We start from the raw sequence: 19,481 nt of genomic DNA, 5'->3' as shown, positions 1-19,481 counted from the left end.
TCATACGAGCATGTGATATTGTGATCTTATATTAGTATCTGGTACTAATTTTACCTTATTTTTTTCTCCTTGGCAATACAAACGTCTAACCTTTCCTCTCACTTTTTTCATAGAGTATTGATATACCAGTAGTAGAAAGGAGCATTTGATATGGCGCAAAAAGATATTTTTTCGGCGATGATGTTTGGTCAGCCGCTTGAAAAGGAGAAAAGCAAGACAGAAACAAAGGAGGAACGCGTGGAGACAACTTCAAGTGAAGACTCCATTGACTACATGCATGTCATGAATCAAATTGGGAACATTATGAACTCTATCGATGAGCTGAAGCCTGTGTTTAAAGATGTTGGCCCTATGATTAGTGCCTTCAAGAAAAAATTATCATAAAAAAAAGCCACTATTCTGTGGCTTTTTCTGATTCTGCATCTGCTTTTCCAAGCTCATATGCCTCTTGCATAACAGATGTAAACAATGATAAAAGCGGCTGAAGAGCTTCAGGCTCAAGCTGAATACCTGCTTTATCTAATTCTTCTTTTGCTTGCGGAAAATACTTCATGGCAATTTGTAAAAATTCCATCGATTTTTCGTGCTGCATCATCGTATCCTCACTTTTCATTTGGCAGTTTGCCCGTTTTTTTGTAAGTCGCAATATCACTTTCAATGTCTTTCAAAAAAGCACGGTCAATGGTGGAACTAAATTTCCCCATTTCGATCACTCCTTCTTTAAAGTCAAAGGAGTACTCACCTTGTTCATTTAGCTTGCCTTCATTAAATTTCTTCGCAATAATACTGTACGCTTTATCCACATGCTGAACGGTGCTTGTTAAGACGGTATGGCTACCGAGGTTGGATTGATCGGTGACATATCCGATCGCTGATAAATTATCGGCTTTGATTTGTTCGATGACAGGGATATTATAACCATCACCTGCTGGATATACAACATCTACGCCCTGTTTTTTCAATTTTTGATAGAGCTCCACGGCTTTGTCCGCATCATCCCAGTTTTCGACAAACTCGGCAAGCACTTGTACATGTTCATCTTGATATTTTGCACCTTTGATAAAGCCGTCTACTTCGCTTTGCCAATCATATGTAGCAAGAATCCCAATCTTTTTTGTTTTTGACATATGCGCTGCTGTCATGCCTCCAAAAAAGCCCATCGCTTCACCTTTAAATGTCACATTCGCAACATTATCCGCCTGAGGCTTGTTTCCATTTACCGTGATAAATTGTGTTTTCGGATAATCTTCACTAATTAAGTTGAAAATTTCGCTGTATTCACTGCCATGGCCAATAATCAAATTGACTCCTTTTTTGTGAAATTCTTCAATGGCATCAACGATTTTCTCTTTGTCGACCATTCCTTCCTTATAATAAACATCTACACCAAATGTCGATTGAATATTTAATAAGCCTTTATAACCTTTCGTTCCCCAAACTTGATCATTAATTGTATCGGGGACGAGTAAACCCACCTTCTCAATCTGTCCTTTTAAAGGTGCCTGTGAGCAGGCAGATAATAGGAGAAGGAACGAAAAGATCATGACAAGCCGCTGATACTTCATGCCATGTTCAACTCCCTTTGCCACATGCAGGCATGAACCTGTATGTTAAATATAGGTTTATTTTATACTGAAAAAAGATAAGATGGAAGATCATTCTTGCTTTTTGTCGAAAAATGTTGAGTTTTGTCTTTTCCATTCTGCTATCATTTCTTCTGCTTGTTTGTCATCTGTTTGTCTCTCCACCTTCAATTCATGTGTTATTTCCTGTCTTTGTTCAGCGCCTGATGCCCAATTGAACAAATCCCTTGCGACATCTTCTACAAAAAATGCTTCTTCACGCTTCGTTCTTTCTTCATCAAGTGTCCATGGTCCAAACATGCGAGGTAGAATAACTACCGGCACATTCTGATTGGATGATTTATCTTCAGTTTTTTCATAAAGAACACGGTATATGCCATGCGTCGCTTTCAAGCCTTCTTGTCTTTTTTCTGGTTCTTCTGATTGAATAAAGATCAGATCGTACGTGTCTTTCCCATCCTGCAGGTCAATGACACGGAAAAGATCATTTCTGCCAAGCCACATCATTCGTTCTTCTAATAACATTTTTTGCTCTTTTGTTTGGTGATGAGGACATGTGATATCCACGTGCATGCCCTCTTTCATCATATATTCACACAGCGCTAGGCCAAAAAATCCATCTGCCCCTATGATCAATCCTGTCTCCATGTTCATGTCCCCTTTTTTAGCTTATCGAATAAAAAGAAGAGCCCTTTCCATGAAGGGCTGTTATCATCCTATTCATCACAATTCTCTTTCATGCGATTTATAAAACTTGTGAATGGATTGAAAGATTCTTCTCGGATGATCAAACATATGCAAGGTGAGATCGATCTGACAATGCTCTGGATTCTTCATGTGCTGATCAATAAAAGGCTTTGCATGCAGTTCATATGCATAAGGTGCACCGTTTAGTCTTTGCCATATGTGAATTGGTACATGAGCAGAATGATAGGGGCAAGCTGGGAGCGGATACGTTTCCGCTTCCTTTTCAGAACAACCGTAGCTCTTCGCCAATTCTTTGATCAGCTGTTTATAAAAGAATTTGTGTTCCTTTTCTCTTTCTCGTTGTGCATGGAGATGCAAGCATGGATTCACGAGTGCAATGGATCTTAGCACTTCTGGCATCTCTTCCGCAAGGCTCATAGCAACGAGTGCCCCCATCCCCTCTGCTAGCACATGAATTTCCCGGTTTAATATTTCTTGTTTTAATGTGTGATGAACGAGCTGCTTTGCACTAAAAACAGCATCTTCGCATCCCCAGTGATTCCCATGAAGATGACTATTAAACAATGTATATCCTTCATCCTTTAAGGCAGTTAAAAGCTGGTTTCTTCCATAGTGCTGAAGCCAGAATGATGTATTTTCCTGCACAAAGTGATTTCGGTCACCGAGGATAAGAATGCCAAAGCCATTTGGTTTTTGAGGAAGGTGAATGACGTTCCACTGGGAACCAAGCTGGAAAAACCGTTCGCTTACACCCATATGGCCAGCCTCCTTTCAGTGATTCTGCTTTCTATGATATGAACAACAACTCTTGTAGGAATAAGGAAATCCCCTAATGACAGAAGAATTCTTTTTATTTTTATAGCAGAAGGTCTAAAAATGGTCACATAAAGGCTAAAACAGTCTTTTCCCCTCACTCGTATCTATGGTATGATAATCAATAGATTGTTACATAAAGGACGGTGGGATTATGCATTATATTATCACCCTCATTTGGACTTTTCTGCTGACACATATGGCTGGTTACATCGTTGCTTCGATGAATGGCGCTGCTTATGACTTTACTTTGACTTCTATTCTTGCAGTGGTGTTTACGGTTATTTTATTCATCTTTGCTGAAGTAAGTCCAATGAAAGAAACGGAAAGTTCAACAAAACACTCTTAATACGTAAGAGAATGTGAGAAAGAGCTAAAATGATCTTGATTTTAGCTCTTTTTCTTTTTCCTTGAAATGCGGTACGCTAAAACCCCCTGTAGCCACAGGGGGTTTTTTTATTGCTTACACTTCGACGGTTTCGGACTTCTGTTTGTCTGCTGTCAAATGGCTTTTCGCAAGCCCTGTAAACAGGAAGATTGCGATACCTGATAAGATTTCAAGGACCCCACCGCCAGCAATGACAGGTCCCGCTCCAAATCTTTCTGCCAGGACGCCTGATGCGACAGCTGCAAGTGGGAGGAAAACATTTGATGAAGCATTGATCACCGCGTATACTTGCGGCTGATCATCTTGGTCAACAGACGTTTGAATAATGACCATTTCCGGTACATTGATCGCACTAACGGCGGCACCGAATATAAAGGAAGCAAGTAGAACAACCGGCAGCCATGTACTCATCCCTGTAATAAAGAATGCAGCCCCTTCAATCATACCAGCGACAATAAAGAACAAACCAAATCTCTTAATTTTCACTTTCGCTAGAGCAAAGCCCATCATAAACGCGCCGACTGCAGCAACACCTCTTAAAATGGAATACACCATGGAATCGCTTTGCAATGCTTCTGCTACATATACAGCAGAAAGTGCCTGCCACGGAGCTGCGGCGACATTCATTAAAATACAATACAACGTCAGCGCAAATAAAATGTGATGATTTTTGACGACGAGAAACCCTCTTTTTAAGTTATACAAATATGTATTCTTTGCTTGTTTAATGCCTGCTGCTTTGCCTTCATCGGTTTTCTTTAATTTAACGCCGATAATAAATAGGCCGGATATGATAAATAAGGCAGTGGTGATGAGCAGGGTATCTGCAGGTCCGATTAATTTGACCAAGAGACCAGCCACCATGACTGCTGCAAGTGCGACAATTTCAAAAGAAGATTGCAGAATGGCATTTGCTTTTTGAATGAGATGCTTCGGTACAATCTGCGGTAAAATCGCCACCGAGGCTGGGTTATACGCTGCACCTGTTGCCGATTGAATAACCATTAATGAGATCAATAACCATAATGGCAATAGATGCGAAAAATGCAGTATCGGAATAATGAGTACAATGGTTGCTCGAACGACATCTGAAGCGAACATCCATTTAGACAAATGGTGCTTTTTCATAAGAGGTCCTAGTATAGGGGCTAGCAAAGATGAAGGAAGTACGGTTACTGCTAGGAGAAGTCCTGTACCGAGCGCTCCATCCCCTCTTAAAATCAATAGCCAAAGGACGGATGTAAAAGCAAAACTTTCTCCTGTGTTTTTGATGAGTCTTGATATGAATAATGAGGTGAAGCGTTTATTCCAAACACTATCACTGAGATTCGTCTTTTCCATCACACAAATCCTTTCAACAATTTAATCTTATTTACATATTTTACCTTAAATACTCTTTTATTCATACTATTTATTTGAAAATTTGAACTTAATTGTTTTTTATTATAAAGAAAAAAGAGGCATGACACATGCCTCTAAAGACTTATTCCAACCGACTCTTAGTCAATTGCTTATGGCTTTCTCTGATAGGTCCAAACACGGTTATGGTTCGAGTTATCCGGAAAGACATCGCCTGCTTGAAGCTTAATCTTTAAAGGATCTTTCACCATACTGCCGGTTTCACCGATCTCGACGTACACACCATTATTTGGTGCTTTATTCCCTGATTTAAACTGATGCTGCTGACCCATTTTCATCCTCCTTTCTCATTGATCTTATTATGTCCCGTGACTTACCTCTCCAATCCTTTATGCAAAAAGTCCCTGCTCATATGAGTCAGGGACTTTTTATATTTATTTAGATGGTTGATACATGAGCTCTTTGATTAATGCTTTTTGTACATGCAGACGGTTTTCTGCCTGTTGAAATACTTTTGAGTGCGGTCCGTCAATAATGTCTGCTGTCACTTCTTCTCCGCGGTGTGCTGGGAGACAATGAAGGAAAATATAATCTTTTGCTGCATGACGCATTAGTTCATCATTGATTTGATATTCTTTAAATTCAGCAAGACGTTTCTCTGTTTCTGCTTCCTGCCCCATACTTGTAAATACATCGGAATAAATGACATCTGCATTTTGAACAGCAGCAACAGGGTCTGTTGTAACGATAACTTCTGCGCCTGATTGTTTTGCAAACTCATGTGCTGTGTCTGTTACTTCTTGAAGTGGTTCATAGCCTTTTGGTGATGCAACTGCAATATCACAGCCTAACTGTGCACAGCCAACCATCAAGGAGTGAGCTACATTATTTCCGTCACCGATGTAAGCGACTTTGATTCCTTTTAATGTTCCTTTTGCTTCTTTTATCGTCAATAAATCTGCAAGTGCCTGGCATGGGTGGGAGTAGTCAGTCAGTCCATTGATGACAGGAATGGACGCATATTGTGCCAATTCCTCGACCTTCTCATGTTCAAAGGTTCGAATCATAATGCCGTCTACATAGCCAGATAGCACCTGCGCTGTATCACTGATTGTTTCTCCTCTGCCGATTTGCAAATCATTTGAGCTGAGGAAGAGCGCATGTCCCCCAAGCTGCGTCATTCCCGCTTCAAATGATACACGGGTTCTCGTTGACGATTTTTCAAAAATCATCGCTAACGTTTTCCCTTTGAATAAATCTTGGTATGGGTTTTGTTTCATTTCTTCTGCTTTTTCAATTAAATAAGCAATGTCATTGATTGAGAAATCTTTTAATGATAAAAAGTCTTTTCCGTATAATGTCGGTTGCAGGTCAACTTGACTCATGCCGTCACTTCCTTTTTGTATAATTCTTGGAGCGATACTGGTGATACATCTCCATTTTTCCCTTGCAGGAATGCTTGAACTGTTTCATATTCGGTAAGGACCTGGACGCCATGCGTGAGTGCTTTTACGCGTTGCTCTTTTGCCTCTTCATCTTCGCCTAAATGGATATGAAGGGTTTTATCTTCGTTTTGCAGCCAAGTGTCAAAGCTATCCGTCCAGACGTCAAAGCCTGCATGTTTTGCTTCATCTACCAATTGTTCATTGCCTTTTATAAATAGGCTGCCTTTCTGATGCCAGATCGACGCAAACACTTTTTTCAAGGCGCTTTCGGCGTTCTTGCCTACACACATTCCTTCTCCTGTCGCTTTCATTTCAGGTGTCAGCTTTAAGTCAATATCTTGAATAGCATGTGATGAGAAGACTGGGAATTTGACCGCTGTTCCCCCTTTGTTTTTCGTTACAGGGTTCAGTTCGTCAAGCGTCGCACCCGCTAATAATTGAGTCGCAAGCGGAATCATGTCAATGCCCATTACTTTGCTGACAACTGGAACGGTCCGGCTTGCCCGCGGATTCACTTCTAGTACAAGCGCCTGATCCCCTTTGATCACAAATTGGATATTCATAATGCCCTTAAACGCTAATTTCTTCGCTATTTGTTCGGACGCAATATGCACCTGCTGTTTGATGTCTTCACTGATGGAGACACTTGGCAAGATGGCAAAGCTGTCACCTGAATGGACACCCGCTTTCTCAATATGCTCCACGATCGTTGGGATGAAGGTCGTTTTACCGTCAGAAATTAGATCCACTTCGACTTCTTTTCCAGTGACATACTCATCAATTAAAATGGGGTATGGCAAATGATCTGGCTGATCAAGTAGTGACGTCAAATGCGCTTCTGACTGGACAACCATCATTCCCATTCCACCAATGACATACGATGGGCGAATTAACACAGGATAACCGATGCTTTTAGCATGCGTGAGCGCTTCTTCTTTTGAATGAGCTGTATCTCCTTTGGCATGAGGAAGGTTCAGTTCATCTAGAAGCTGATAGAACAAATCACGATCTTCCAGCGCATCTAGCGTGTCAAAGGATGTACCTAACAACGTAATGCCCGCTTTTTCCAAGCCTTCTGCTACATTGATCGCAGTCTGTCCGCCAAATTGAACGATGACAAAATCAATTTTCTCTGCTTCCACAACGTTTAAGATGTGCTCTAATGTAATGGGCTCAAAATATAAACGATCGGCGATTTCATAATCCGTACTGACCGTCTCTGGATTGTTGTTCATCATGATCGTTTCAAAACCAAGCTTTTGCAGGGTAAGAACGCCATGCACCGCACTATAGTCAAACTCGACTCCTTGCCCAATTCGAATTGGACCAGAGCCAATGATGAGTGCACGCTGTTTTGTTTTTTCTTGATGCTCTCCATCACTTTTGCCAAAGTATGTGGAATAGAAATAGTTCGTTTTTGCATCAAATTCCGCTGCACATGTGTCGACAATTTTAAATGAAGCCGTAATGCCATATTCTTGACGAAGCTGCCTAATCGCTTCTTCACTATTGCCTGTTAGAAGAGCAATCGTTTCATCAAGGAAGCCCTTTTCCTTTACCTTTTTCAAGGTGTCCTTGGAGAGCGTTCCCTCATGGTTCTTTAATTCTTGTACTAGCGTGATCATATTGTTGAACACATGTAAGAAGAATCGATCGATTTTCGTCGCTTGATGGATCGCTTCAACTGTTTCCTGTCTTGAAAGTAGCTCCATGACAGCGAAGAAACGTCGATCGTCTGGTGTTTTGACTAGCTCAAACAGTTGTTCAGTCGATTGATCTTTCAATTCTGGCAGGTGGAAGCCCTTTGTTTTAATTTCAAGGGAGGCAACGGCTTTTTGGATGGCTGACTCTAAATTACGGTCAATCGCCATGACTTCGCCAGTCGCCTTCATTTTTGTACCTAATTGTCGATCTGCCTGTTTAAATTTATCAAACGGCCAGCGCGGGAATTTCACGACGACATAATCGAGTGCCGGCTCAAAACTAGCATAAGTTGTGCCTGTGAGCGGGTTTTTGAGTTCGTCTAGTGTATAGCCTACCGCAAGCTTTGCTGCCATTTTAGCAATCGGATAGCCCGTTGCTTTTGAAGCAAGAGCGGACGAACGACTAACCCGCGGATTTACCTCAATAACAAAGTATTCTTTACTGAGTGGATCAAGGGCGAATTGGATATTACATCCCCCGACTACATCCAGTGCTGAAATGATTTTCAGGCTCGCTGAACGAAGCATTTGATAATCCTGATCTGTTAATGTTTGCGAAGGGGCAACGACAATCGAGTCTCCTGTATGCACGCCAACTGGATCGATATTTTCCATATTACAAACCGTAATACACGTATTTTGACGGTCTCTCATGACCTCATATTCGACTTCTTTAAAGCCTGCGATGCTTTTTTCAACTAAACACTGATGAATTGGGCTCGCTAAAAGGGCTCCTTCAATAAGAGGTTTAAACGCTTCTTCTGTTAAAGCGATTCCGCCGCCCTTACCGCCAAGTGTATAGGCAGGTCTTAGAATGACTGGGAAGCCTACTTCTTTTGCAAATTGAAGGGCATCCTGTGCATTATCCACAATTTCACTATCTGGCACAGGTTCGTTCAACTGCTTCATGAGCGCACGGAATTTCTCTCGATCTTCACCGTTTTCAATTGTTTCAACTGACGTTCCAAGCAGGGTTACCCCGTGTTTTTTCAGCACACCAGCTTTTTCTAGTTCGACAGCAAGGTTTAAAGCGGTCTGTCCGCCAAGGTTGGCTAAAAGCCCATCTGGTTTTTCCTTTTCGATGATTCTTGTCACTGAATCAACTGAAAGCGGTTCAAAATAGATTTCATCAGCAAATGATTCGTCTGTCATAATGGTTGCTGGATTGTTATTCACTAAAATCACTTTGTAGCCCTCTTCTTTTAGGGCCATACATCCTTGTGTTCCTGAGTAATCAAATTCTGCTGCCTGACCAATGATGATTGGACCAGATCCGATGACTAGAATGGTTTGTATGCTTTGATCTTTAGGCATGTGCGACTTCTCTCCTTGCTTGTTTCACTTTCTCAATAAAATCATCGAATACCCATTCACTTTCAGCAGGCCCTGGGTGTGCTTCTGGGTGAAATTGAACTGACATAATGAGCTTCTCTTTATGAATGAATCCTTCGACAGATCCATCATTGACATGAAGGAATTTCACGTCCACTTCTTTGTCATTCATGCTTTTTTCATTCACTACATAGCTGTGATTCTGACTCGTCATGAAAACACGTTTGGATTCTGTATCTTGTACAGGGTGATTCGCCCCGCGGTGGCCAAATGGAAGTTTATACGTATCCCCGCCAAGTGCAAGAGCGATTAATTGATGACCTAAGCAGATCCCAAGTGTCGGGAAAGTCATCATGATCTCATGAATGGTTTTTAAATAAGGCTTCATTGTTTTGGGATCTCCAGGACCATTTGATAGCAGGACTGCATCTGGCTTCATTTCAAACACCTTTTCCAGCTGTTTGTACGGAATGACGGTTACTTTACAGCCGCGCGCTTCAAGCGAATCTGCTATTGATTTTTTAAAGCCAAAATCAATAAGTGCTACATGTTCCTCGCCGCTACCTTGAGTGTAGATTTCGTCCTCTGTCACCTGTGCAACCACATTGTCTTGTTTCATGGCAGGCGGTGTTTCGTTTTCGTCTAAACTGATCACAGCTTTCATCGTCCCATTTGCCCGGATGTTTTGCACGACTGCACGAGTATCTGTATGTGTCAGAAGCGGAATGTTCCACTTCTGTAAATAATCTTTTAAGCTAACCGCTGCAAGATGGTGAGAAAAATGATCAGCTGCTTCATACACAACAACAGCTTTCACTTGTGGTTTTTTACTCTCAAAGTCTTCATGATTAATGCCGTAATTTCCGATAAGTGGATATGTGAAAACAATGATTTGCCCCTTATAGGAAGGGTCTGTGAGTACCTCTTGGTAACCTGTCATCCCTGTAAAGAAAACCACTTCACCTGTCTTGCCAGCTTCTCCTGTCAGATCTCCTTCAAAAGAGGCTCCATCTTCTAAATTTAAATAACCTTTCATGCTTGTGTCACCCCAAATTGAATAATTAGTAATATAAATGCATTTTTATGCGTTTTGGTGTAAAAAAAATTTATACCGTCACTGTTTCATTTGCTAAAACCTGAGTAAGCGCATCTATTGCTTGATCTATTTCTGCTTTTTCTACATTCAGCGGAGGCAATAACCGAATCACATTTGGACCAGCTGGAAGTACTAGCAACCCTTGTTCTCTTAGGGCTGTGATATAATCCCCGACTGGCTGATGACATTCAACCCCTGCCATCAATCCTTTTCCGCGTATTTCTTTTACGATATTCAGTTGTTTTAGATCTTGCAGCTTTTCTAGTAGATAATCGCCTTTTTCTTTCACTTCTGTCAGAAACTCATCTTTGAAAATCACATCGAGTGTTGCATTCACTGCGGCCATGGCAAGCATGTTACCACCGAAGGTTGTTCCGTGTGAACCTGGCGAGAAAACGTCTCCTAAAGCCTTTTTCCCGATGACTGCACCAACTGGGAAGCCATTTCCTAATCCTTTTGCAGAAGAGATAATATCAGGATCAAGTCCCGTTTGTTCGTATGCAAATGCTGTTCCTGTACGTCCTATACCCGTTTGAATCTCATCTACGATCAGCAGTGCTTCATGCTTTTGGCAAAACGCTTGAACAGCTTCTAGAAATTCTGTTGTTGCTGGATTGACGCCACCTTCTCCCTGCACAACTTCGAGCATCACCGCTGCCACATTACCGACTTCACATGCGGCAATCGCTTCTGGATCATTGAACGGTACATAATGAAAGCCTTCCAGCATAGGACCAAAACCCGTTTTAATTTTATTTTGACCAGTAGCAGCCATACCAGCATACGTGCGCCCATGAAAAGAGTGCAAAAATGTCACGATATTTGTTTTTCCTGTTGCTTTACGTGCTAATTTGATCGCACCTTCATTTGCCTCAGCTCCGCTATTACAGAAAAACACGAGATCACCTGAACTATTTGCAGCCAGTTTTTCTGCTGCTTTTTCTTGCAGTCCATTTTCAAATAGATTCGATACATGCCAGACATGATCAAGCTGCTTCTTGATGGCTTGATTGACCTTTGGGTGATTGTGACCGAGATTTGTGACTGCTATGCCTTGGATAAAGTCTAAATATTTTTTCCCATTTGTATCAACTGCCCAAGAACCTGCTGCCTCTTTAATTTCAACATTCCACCGTCCATATGTTTGAAAGAGATGACTCACAGGACCGCCTCCTTTTCCTTCACAATTCTTGTTCCTTTAAAGGTTTCCCCTGTAAAGATACTGCCTTTGCCATTCACGATCATGACTTCATCCACATCTCCTGATAAAGCACTCAAAGCGGATTGTACTTTTGGAATCATTCCCCCGGAAATAATGCCTTCATCAATGAGCGTGAGAGCTTCTTGTTCGGTGACGACATCTAATAATTCACCATTTTTTAAAATGCCTTCCACATCTGTTACAAACATGAGCTTATCAGCTTTCATCGCTCCTGCAACAGCTGATGCTGCTAAATCAGCGTTTACGTTTAACGTTTGGCATTCTTCTGTCATAGACAACGGTGCAATCACAGGAATAAACTGTTTTTCCATTAATGCTTCTGCCATCTCTGGATGCACTTCTTTGATTTCACCAACGTACCCGTACACGTCTTGATCAAGAAAATCAGCGACAAGCATCTGCCCATCTTTCCCAGACACGCCGACAGATGAGATATCATGCTTTGCGAGCTCTGATACAAAGTATTTATTGACCGTGCCCGAAAGGACCATTTCTGCTACCTCTAATACTGGCTTTGTTGTTTTGCGCTGTCCGTCAACAAATTCTGTTTTTACATCTAATTTTTGAAGCATGTTCGTGATTTCAGGACCTCCACCATGGACGATAGCCAGCTTAAATCCAGCAGCTTGAAGTGATCGGACATTTTCATAAAAGGTATCTGAAAGTTCTCGAATGACACTGCCTCCACACTTGAATACGATCGTTTTATCCATGTCTATCTCCCTCATCATGTGCGATAGCTCGCGTTAATTTTCACATAATCATAAGTAAGGTCACAGCCCCATGCCGCTGCTTCACCATTTCCCTCATTCATTTGAATCAAAATTGTGATCTCATCCTGTTCTAGATACGCTTTTGCTTCCTCTTCTGAGAAAGGCTGTGGTTCATTATGTTTAAACAGACATTGCCCGCCTAAATACACTTCTACCTCTTGCGGTGTGACGGACGCTGCGCTATGCCCAATCGCTCCAATGATCCGTCCCCAGTTGGCGTCGGTACCGTATACGGCTGTTTTCACTAGACTTGAACCGACAATTTTCTTCGCTATGATGCCAGCTTCTAATTGATTTTTAGCACCAGCAACTTGCGCTTCAATTAATTTCGTTGCACCTTCTCCGTCTCTTGCAATCTCTTTAGCAAGATCCTCACAAGCTAGCTTTAATCCTTCCTTGAACAATGGCCATTCTGGATGCTCTTCACTTAGAACTTCATTTCCTGCCATACCATTTGCCATCACGAGTACCATATCATTTGTCGATGTTTCTCCGTCGACAGTAATTTGATTAAAGGTCACATCAGTAATATCACGCAGTGCGTTTTGAAGAGCTTCTTGTTCGACATTTGCATCCGTTGTCACGAAACCAAGCATTGTTGCCATGTTCGGATGAATCATGCCAGAGCCCTTCGCTGCACCTGAAATGAGAATCTCTTTGCCGTTTATCGTCAGGGTGTATGTTGTGTTTTTAATGACTGTGTCTGTCGTTAAGATTGCCTCTTCAAAATGACCATTTCCTGCTTTTGCTTCTTTCAGCTGAGTGATGCCTTTTTTGATTTTATCCATATCCAGACACTCTCCAATAACACCAGTAGAAGAAACAGCAATGTAATCAGGTTCTACCCCTAACATATCTGCACAGGCTGCCTGCATTTCGTATGCGTCTTTCAAACCTTGCTCACCGGTACATGCATTGGCGATAGCACTATTGACAATGACACCTTTTAATTGCCCTGTCTTTTTTAAGCTTTTCTGAGTGACTTGGAGAGGCGCAGCTTGAAAGTGGCTTTGTGTGTATACCGCCGCACTCGCTGCCGGCACTTCACTGACGATCAGTCCAAGGTCTTTTTTTGAATACCGTAATCCAATATGAATCCCCTTTGCTTCAAAGCCTTTTGGTGAGGATACGTCACCCTCTATTTTAACAATGCTTTTTTCATTCAATTCGATCATGTTTGTTGTCTCCCCTGTTCTTATGGATAGAGAGGTGTCATTGTGAGGCCCGCCTCTTCATCTAAGCCTTTGATGATGTTGAAGTTTTGAACCGCTTGGCCGGCTGCGCCCTTCATGAGATTGTCGATCACAGACACAATTGTGAGTCTGCCTGTACGTTCATCTAAATGAAAGCCAATGTCACAGAAATTACTGCCGTATACTTCCCTTGTTTGCGGATATACTTCGTGATCTCTCACTCTGACAAAATAGGAATCTTCATAAAAGCCTTTCATATGCTTCATCAATTCCTCTTTTGTGATATCTGATTTCAGCCGAGTATACATCGTCGCCATAATCCCCCTTGTCATCGGGACAAGGTGCGTTGAAAATGTGATGTTCGCCGTTTGTGGATTCCATTCTCTTAATATTTGCTCTATTTCAGGTGTATGTTGATGTTCATTTACCTTATAAATTTTGAAGTTGTCGTTTAGCTCTGAAAAATGCGTTCCAAGTGAGGCGGATCGTCCTGCACCGGACACTCCTGTTTTTGCATCTATGATGATCATAGATTCATCGATTAGATTCTGTTTCATCAGTGGTGCTAAGCCGAGAAGAACTGCGGTAGGGAAGCACCCTGGGTTTGCAATGACTTCCGCCTTCTCAATCGTTTCACGATTCAATTCCGATAACCCATACACAGCTTGTTGAACAGATGATTGATCAGCTGCCCTTCGTTTATACCAAGCTTCATAGGTTGCACCGTCTTGAATGCGCAAATCACCTGATAAATCAATGATAGGCACTCCTTGGTTCATGAGCTTCGGCGTGAGTTCACTTGATACGCCTGCTGGTGTCGCTAAAAACACAGCATCTGTTTCTCGCACAATGGCAGCAGGATCAATGGCTTTTAATGTTTGATCAGTAATCGTTGTTAGATGCGGATAAGATTGACTGTATAATTGCCCATCACCACTCGATGAATACAATATACATTCCTCCACATGTGGATGTTGCTTGAAGATACGAACTAATTCCGCTCCACCGTATCCTGTAGCACCTATAATACCTATTTTCAACGTCAATACACCCTCTTGATCTTTGTGAAATTATTTAACATTATAACATGTATAAAAATTAATTCAATTGTATATTTAATATTTCTTTTCATTTTTTTTCATAAAAAAATCCACATATCTTCGTGAGACATGCGGATTTATCTTTCATATTTCATCATGATGACGATGAGGGCACTGCATAAATATAATATGGAGCTTGCATAAAAAATGAAATAAACGGTGAAGAAATCTGCAAACAGGCCGCCAAGCATAATCGCTATCGATGAAAAAAGAGCTGTCCAAAAATGATAGCGGCCGACCTCTTTCATTCTTTTATTCTCTGTTGTCAGCTCCGTGACAAGCAGTTTTTCCCCGTGCTTTTGAAAGCCGCCTAGCGCACCAAGTGCAAGCTGAATCATATACACTTGCTCGACTTCTGTGATATGAGGAAACAGCAATAAAAGAAATGCCATTCCGAACGAATGAATAATTAAAAAGAGACGCCTGTCAGTGGTCTCTGGTAGTTTCCCTAAGAGTAAATGAATAAACGCTCCGCTTAAACCAAACAGGCCATAGGCAAGACCAAACTGTGAATAGCTTGAACCAACATTTTTAATAAAAAGAATGTAAAAAGGGAAAATCAAACTGCTAGCGAAAAACAGCAGGCTTTGTGAGTAGACGAACCATTTCATTGCTTTTGCATTCATTGTGTATTGTACCTTTCATAAAAATAATTGATAAATCTGCCATCTGGATCTGCTTGCTTTTTCTTTTGGAAGAATACATCGGTTTTAGGATAGGCCCGCTTCATTTGTGCCTTCGTTTGATAAGGCATGTACGGTAAGTAATAGCTTCCATGGTGCCGAAGCGTGATATCTGTCATTTGCCGGATGATCCGCTCTGCTTCTGCCTTCTCTTCTTTCTCAAAACCATAATTCACTAAAAGAACAAGGGCAAACATATCTTCTTTCGCATATGAGAGATCCGCTTTTTCATTTTTTTGTACGTAGCGTATTGTGATATTCATTAAGTTCAATTCTTCCTGTTGTAAATAACTTCTCATGTCATCGATATACGCACGAAAGCGGTCCACTGGGACGAAATATTCCTGAAGTACATCTGTATCTGACTCATTTTCATATTCTAAAAAAGCAGAATCTGAGCGCATCACATTGTTTCTAGTGATCAGCTGATCATTTTGACTTTGGAAATACTTCTTTTGCAAATTCCAGAGCAGATTTTTCCCCATATCAAATCTTCTTGAAAGACCAAGCATAAATTTGAGTGGCATGACGAGTTGATCCTCTTTCAGCTCTTGATATGATTCAATCTCTTGTTGTGAAGTGAGGGAATAATTCGTTACATACATCTCTTTCAAAAAGTTGGTTTTCGCTGTTGAGATTCTGGCAAGATGCATGCGTACTTCTTTATTTTGTTTCACATGCTTTTGAAAATAATCCGTATACTCATCGTAATCTAGAGAGGTTGTCTCCATTTTATATAGTTCATCTTTTGTTAAAGAAAGCTCAACATCTAAAATGACACCGAATAAACCGTATCCTCCAATGACCGCAGTGAACAAATCATCGCCCGGCTTCACTGTGACAATCTCACCATCTTCTTTTAACAGCCTAAAGGAACGAACTGTGTCTATGAGTGACCCGTAACGAATGTCACGTCCATGTGCATTTGCACTTAAAGATCCGCCAATTGTAAAGATATTTTGCGATTGCATCACCTTCACAGCAAGACCATATGGGTTCACATATGTTTGTATATCATCCCATGTCACACCGCTTTGGACCCGAATCGTTTTCTTTTTTTCATCAAATGCTAAAATCTGGCGAAATTCCGTCATATCGAGCACGATGCCATTTTCATAATACGTGTGGCCACCCATGCTATGCTGTTTCCCCTGCAATTGATATCGGCAAGTTTTTTGCTTTTGCTTCTTTTAATACTTCTTTTAACGTGGCTATTTCTTTTCCTTGAACGACTTTTTTTATTTTGACAGGCATGAGATGACTGACATCTGTGAAGGCTTCAAGATCTTTGCTTTTGTGTACTTGCTCCTCACGAATGGTGATTGATGCAAAAAATGCAGCAGTGTATCCCATTAAAAGAACAATCCATAACCATTTTCGTTTCATTATGAGGTACTCCGTTCTGTCATATTACACCCATTATATCAATCCGTTCTCTTCCCCTACCTTATTTTTTCATAAAAAAACCTGGCATGAGTTCAACTCATACCAGGCATTTTTATTAGTGCTTATTGAATACCGAGTGCAATTTTTGCGTATCTTGACATTTTGTCTCGCGTCCAAGGCGGATTCCATACGATGTGAACTTCTGTTTCTTTCACTTCTGGAAGATCACTTAATGCTTTTTTCACTTCATCCACGATCACTGGTGCAAGGGGACACCCCATTGATGTTAAGGTCATCGTGATATCCGCTTTTCCATTCTCATCAAGATCGACATCATAGACAAGTCCAAGGTTGACGATGTCGACATTTAGCTCAGGGTCAATCACCTGTTCTAGGGCGCCTAAAATATTTTCTTTCAATGCTTCATCCATGATATCCACTCCTTTTCCATTAGTATAACGTACTTTTTCTTTTGACTAAACGTTTGTGCTTTTCAGATGTGTCACAAACCAGTCAATCGTTTCAAACATTGCTTGTCTTGAGACCTTATGGCCAGCCTGTCCATCTGTAATAAAACGAATTAGCTGCGGATCTTCTTTATATTGGGTTGCTGCTAACTCATCATAAAGAGCTTTTGCATGACGGTAAGGGACAACTGGATCGTTTTCTGCATGCCAGAATAACAGTGGCCTTTTATTTAATCGATCTGTTTGCAGCGTTAAATCATAAGGACGCAGAGCGTCTAATTGCTGTTGAACCTCTTCGTCTGTAATGTCTTGCATCAATCCTTTGTGCCGCATGTCCATAATTTGTGCTTGTAGGAATGTCGTATATTTCGGACTGCCCATCAGGCTAACTGCCGCTTTAATCCAATCATGCTTGGCGAGTGCACCAAAGGTTGTGATGCCGCCCATGGAAGTACCTGCAACACCGATCAGATCGGCTTCAATCAATTGTTTTTCTTGAAAATATATTTTGAGTATATCGATTTCACGTATTTCGTTCAGGACAATTTCCCAGAACCTTGACGCCAGTTCCTCTAAGTTGAGGTTTTCTGATCTTACACCATGATAAGCACAGTCAGGCAAAATCACTCTCATGCCTTTTTCCGCCAAATGAAAGGCGAAGTGTAAGTTGTGCTCGCGTGCACTTGTAAATCCGTGTATAAAAAATACAAGCGGGAGCGGTTTGTCTTTATTTTCAGCTTTTACGATATGTAAAAATGGAATATCGCGCGTAATTTGCTCATCAATGGTGATCACAGCCTATGAATCCTCCTTTATCATTCCCGTCTTTGTTTATTTTAACATGTAGACAACAAAGATGTGATAAAGATACACTATAGGTAGAGGCGCCGCACGAACTGCCTCCTATCACTTACAGATCAAAGGAGATTTTATGGAGACTAAACCTTACCTAATCGCACTTGACCTGGATGGCACGTTATTAAAAGATGATAAAACCATCTCTACACACACACTTGACGTCATTCAAAAAGTGAAAGACAGCGGGCATCATGTCTGCATTTCAACCGGCCGGCCATTTCGTTCCAGCTCTCCTTATTATCAGCAATTACAGCTTGATTCACCCATTGTGAATTTTAATGGAGCGTTTGTCCATCATCCTCTTGATGAAAAATGGGGCAGATTTCATACGTCACTTGATCTTCAAGTCGTTAAACAGCTTGTAGACATTAGTGAAGAGTATAAAGTGCACAACGTGCTAGCTGAAGTGTTAGACGATTTGTATTTCCATTATCATGATGAGAAGCTCATTGATATATTTAATATGAATGCCAATAAAGTCACTGTTGGAGACCTTCGGGACAACCTTGGAGAGAATGTGACGAGCGTGTTGATTCACGCCAAAGAAGAGGATGTCGGAGCTATTCGAAGTTATTTATCAGATGTTCATGCAGAAGTGATTGATCATAGGCGATGGGCTGCTCCGTGGCACGTGATTGAGATCATTAAAACAGGTATGAACAAGGCCGTTGGGCTGCAAAAGATCAGTGATTATTACGGCGTTCCACAGGAGCGGATTGTGGCATTCGGAGATGAAGACAATGATTTAGAAATGCTTGAATTTGCCGGATGCGGAGTCGCAATGGGCAACGGAATCGATGCCGTTAAACGTGTTTCAAATGAAGTCACTGATACAAACGAACAAGATGGGATTGCAAAGTTTCTAACGAATTACTTCTCGCTTTAATTTTTCCATTCATACATACCAGATGGAAGCGGGCATACTACCTTTAGACAGGTTGTCCTGTCAGCTTGTGTAAAGGGGCGGATTCCGAATGGGTAAAAGAAGCAAATCGAAACGCTTTATACAACAAGGTAAAGATTCAGTCAGTCTGCATGATGCACGTTTTCCTTATCGTTCTACGCTTGAAGAAGCTGCGGAGGACAGGGGAAATATGAAGACTGATGCTTCTGGAGGTTCATTGTGAGAAACGAACTTTTTGATCAAGCCAAATCATTTACGGAAGAAGCTCTTACTTCTTCATTTTCATCTGGGTTAGAGCGTCAAGAGGCGGTCAAACGAGCCAAAAATGCCGTATCTTCTGCATTTGCCAATTCAACAGATGCAGAAAGAAACCAGCTGCATACCTTCCAAGACTTGCTCGATGATCTCTAACATAAAAGAAGCTGTCCATCACTGGACAGCTTTTTCTGTTTCTCATGAAGCTGAAAG

The 19,481-nt window shown here is 41.3% G+C and carries 21 protein-coding genes and 1 pseudogene; 5 read left to right on the top strand and 17 right to left on the bottom strand.

The window, feature by feature from the left end:
- The first annotated feature begins 150 nt into the window (after positions 1-150).
- Entirely contained in the window at positions 151-384 is a 234-nt protein-coding gene (locus tag NKR21_RS05730; protein ID WP_012009551.1) for a hypothetical protein, read from the top strand.
- A 10-nt stretch (positions 385-394) separates the two neighbouring features.
- On the opposite strand, the gene NKR21_RS05725 is transcribed toward NKR21_RS05730, so the two are convergent.
- The 4 genes from NKR21_RS05725 to NKR21_RS05710 all read right to left on the bottom strand — a co-directional run bounded on the left by NKR21_RS05725 (position 395) and on the right by NKR21_RS05710 (position 3,047).
- Positions 395-592, bottom strand: a complete 198-nt coding sequence (locus NKR21_RS05725; RefSeq protein ID WP_003211983.1) for a ComZ family protein — start codon at positions 590-592, stop codon at positions 395-397.
- Between the two features lie 10 nt (positions 593-602).
- A complete protein-coding gene (locus NKR21_RS05720) occupies positions 603-1,565 on the bottom strand; it encodes a BMP family ABC transporter substrate-binding protein (protein ID WP_012009550.1) in 963 nt (320 codons plus the stop codon).
- A gap of 90 nt (positions 1,566-1,655) precedes the next feature.
- Positions 1,656-2,231, bottom strand: a complete 576-nt coding sequence (locus NKR21_RS05715) for a nad binding enzyme (RefSeq protein WP_144456069.1) — start codon at positions 2,229-2,231, stop codon at positions 1,656-1,658.
- 75 nt (positions 2,232-2,306) lie between these two features.
- Positions 2,307-3,047 carry an alpha/beta fold hydrolase gene (locus NKR21_RS05710; protein WP_119124684.1) on the bottom strand — a complete coding sequence of 247 codons (741 nt, stop codon included), beginning with the start codon at positions 3,045-3,047 and terminating at the stop codon, positions 2,307-2,309.
- Between the two features lie 211 nt (positions 3,048-3,258).
- On the opposite strand from NKR21_RS05710, the gene NKR21_RS05705 reads away from it, so the two are divergent.
- The gene (locus NKR21_RS05705; protein WP_003211779.1) at positions 3,259-3,453 is read left to right on the top strand and encodes a YjzD family protein; all 195 of its coding nucleotides are present in this window, start codon (positions 3,259-3,261) and stop codon (positions 3,451-3,453) included.
- A gap of 114 nt (positions 3,454-3,567) precedes the next feature.
- Here NKR21_RS05705 and NKR21_RS05700 read toward each other — a convergent pair whose 3' ends face one another.
- From NKR21_RS05700 to NKR21_RS05640, 13 genes and pseudogenes are all read right to left on the bottom strand, one after another.
- Positions 3,568-4,833, bottom strand: a complete 1,266-nt coding sequence (locus NKR21_RS05700) for an MFS transporter (RefSeq protein ID WP_012009547.1) — start codon at positions 4,831-4,833, stop codon at positions 3,568-3,570.
- 170 nt (positions 4,834-5,003) lie between these two features.
- A complete protein-coding gene (locus NKR21_RS05695) occupies positions 5,004-5,183 on the bottom strand; it encodes a YjzC family protein (RefSeq protein ID WP_003211282.1) in 180 nt (59 codons plus the stop codon).
- 102 nt (positions 5,184-5,285) lie between these two features.
- Positions 5,286-6,236, bottom strand: coding sequence for an ornithine carbamoyltransferase (gene argF / locus NKR21_RS05690; RefSeq protein ID WP_012009546.1), 951 nt, complete (start codon positions 6,234-6,236; stop codon positions 5,286-5,288).
- Positions 6,233-9,313 carry a carbamoyl-phosphate synthase (glutamine-hydrolyzing) large subunit gene (locus tag NKR21_RS05685; protein WP_144456071.1) on the bottom strand — a complete coding sequence of 1,027 codons (3,081 nt, stop codon included), beginning with the start codon at positions 9,311-9,313 and terminating at the stop codon, positions 6,233-6,235. Before NKR21_RS05685 ends, argF begins: the two co-directional genes overlap by 4 nt.
- Positions 9,306-10,367, bottom strand: a complete 1,062-nt coding sequence (locus NKR21_RS05680; protein WP_144456073.1) for a carbamoyl phosphate synthase small subunit — start codon at positions 10,365-10,367, stop codon at positions 9,306-9,308. The genes NKR21_RS05685 and NKR21_RS05680 overlap by 8 nt, the downstream gene beginning before the upstream one ends.
- A 70-nt stretch (positions 10,368-10,437) precedes the next feature.
- A complete protein-coding gene (locus NKR21_RS05675; RefSeq protein ID WP_119124679.1) occupies positions 10,438-11,589 on the bottom strand; it encodes an acetylornithine transaminase in 1,152 nt (383 codons plus the stop codon).
- Positions 11,586-12,362 (bottom strand): acetylglutamate kinase, encoded by a 777-nt coding sequence (argB, locus tag NKR21_RS05670; protein WP_012009542.1) that lies wholly within the window; start codon positions 12,360-12,362, stop codon positions 11,586-11,588. Before argB ends, NKR21_RS05675 begins: the two co-directional genes overlap by 4 nt.
- A 14-nt stretch (positions 12,363-12,376) precedes the next feature.
- Positions 12,377-13,597 (bottom strand): bifunctional ornithine acetyltransferase/N-acetylglutamate synthase, encoded by a 1,221-nt coding sequence (gene argJ, locus NKR21_RS05665; protein ID WP_144456075.1) that lies wholly within the window; start codon positions 13,595-13,597, stop codon positions 12,377-12,379.
- A 20-nt stretch (positions 13,598-13,617) separates the two neighbouring features.
- Complete coding sequence (gene argC / locus NKR21_RS05660; RefSeq protein WP_176372660.1) at positions 13,618-14,655, bottom strand: N-acetyl-gamma-glutamyl-phosphate reductase; 1,038 nt, start codon at positions 14,653-14,655, stop codon at positions 13,618-13,620.
- Positions 14,656-14,792: 137 nt separating this feature from the next.
- Positions 14,793-15,341 carry an MFS transporter gene (locus tag NKR21_RS05655; RefSeq protein ID WP_012009539.1) on the bottom strand — a complete coding sequence of 183 codons (549 nt, stop codon included), beginning with the start codon at positions 15,339-15,341 and terminating at the stop codon, positions 14,793-14,795.
- Positions 15,338-16,784 (bottom strand): annotated as a pseudogene (locus NKR21_RS05650) (FAD-binding protein). The gene NKR21_RS05655 and the pseudogene NKR21_RS05650 overlap by 4 nt, the downstream one beginning before the upstream one ends.
- 122 nt (positions 16,785-16,906) lie before the next feature.
- Complete coding sequence (locus tag NKR21_RS05645) at positions 16,907-17,215, bottom strand: metal-sulfur cluster assembly factor (protein WP_003211530.1); 309 nt, start codon at positions 17,213-17,215, stop codon at positions 16,907-16,909.
- A 45-nt stretch (positions 17,216-17,260) separates the two neighbouring features.
- Positions 17,261-18,046, bottom strand: coding sequence for an alpha/beta fold hydrolase (locus NKR21_RS05640; RefSeq protein ID WP_012009536.1), 786 nt, complete (start codon positions 18,044-18,046; stop codon positions 17,261-17,263).
- A 136-nt stretch (positions 18,047-18,182) separates the two neighbouring features.
- On the opposite strand from NKR21_RS05640, the gene NKR21_RS05635 reads away from it, so the two are divergent.
- The 3 genes from NKR21_RS05635 (at position 18,183) to NKR21_RS05625 (ending at position 19,424) form a co-directional block, all read left to right on the top strand.
- Complete coding sequence (locus NKR21_RS05635) at positions 18,183-18,995, top strand: Cof-type HAD-IIB family hydrolase (RefSeq protein ID WP_012009535.1); 813 nt, start codon at positions 18,183-18,185, stop codon at positions 18,993-18,995.
- A gap of 88 nt (positions 18,996-19,083) precedes the next feature.
- Positions 19,084-19,236: a hypothetical protein gene (locus NKR21_RS05630; protein ID WP_008348539.1), complete on the top strand. Its 153-nt coding sequence runs from the start codon at positions 19,084-19,086 to the stop codon at positions 19,234-19,236.
- Positions 19,233-19,424, top strand: coding sequence for a DUF3813 domain-containing protein (locus tag NKR21_RS05625; protein ID WP_012009534.1), 192 nt, complete (start codon positions 19,233-19,235; stop codon positions 19,422-19,424). The genes NKR21_RS05630 and NKR21_RS05625 overlap by 4 nt, the downstream gene beginning before the upstream one ends.
- Positions 19,425-19,481 lie beyond the last annotated feature (57 nt).

Source organism: Bacillus sp. 1735sda2 (assembly GCF_024159245.1).
In the GTDB taxonomy this organism is placed as follows: domain Bacteria; phylum Bacillota; class Bacilli; order Bacillales; family Bacillaceae; genus Bacillus; species Bacillus pumilus_O.
This window is presented reverse-complemented; position numbering and strand designations above follow the sequence as displayed.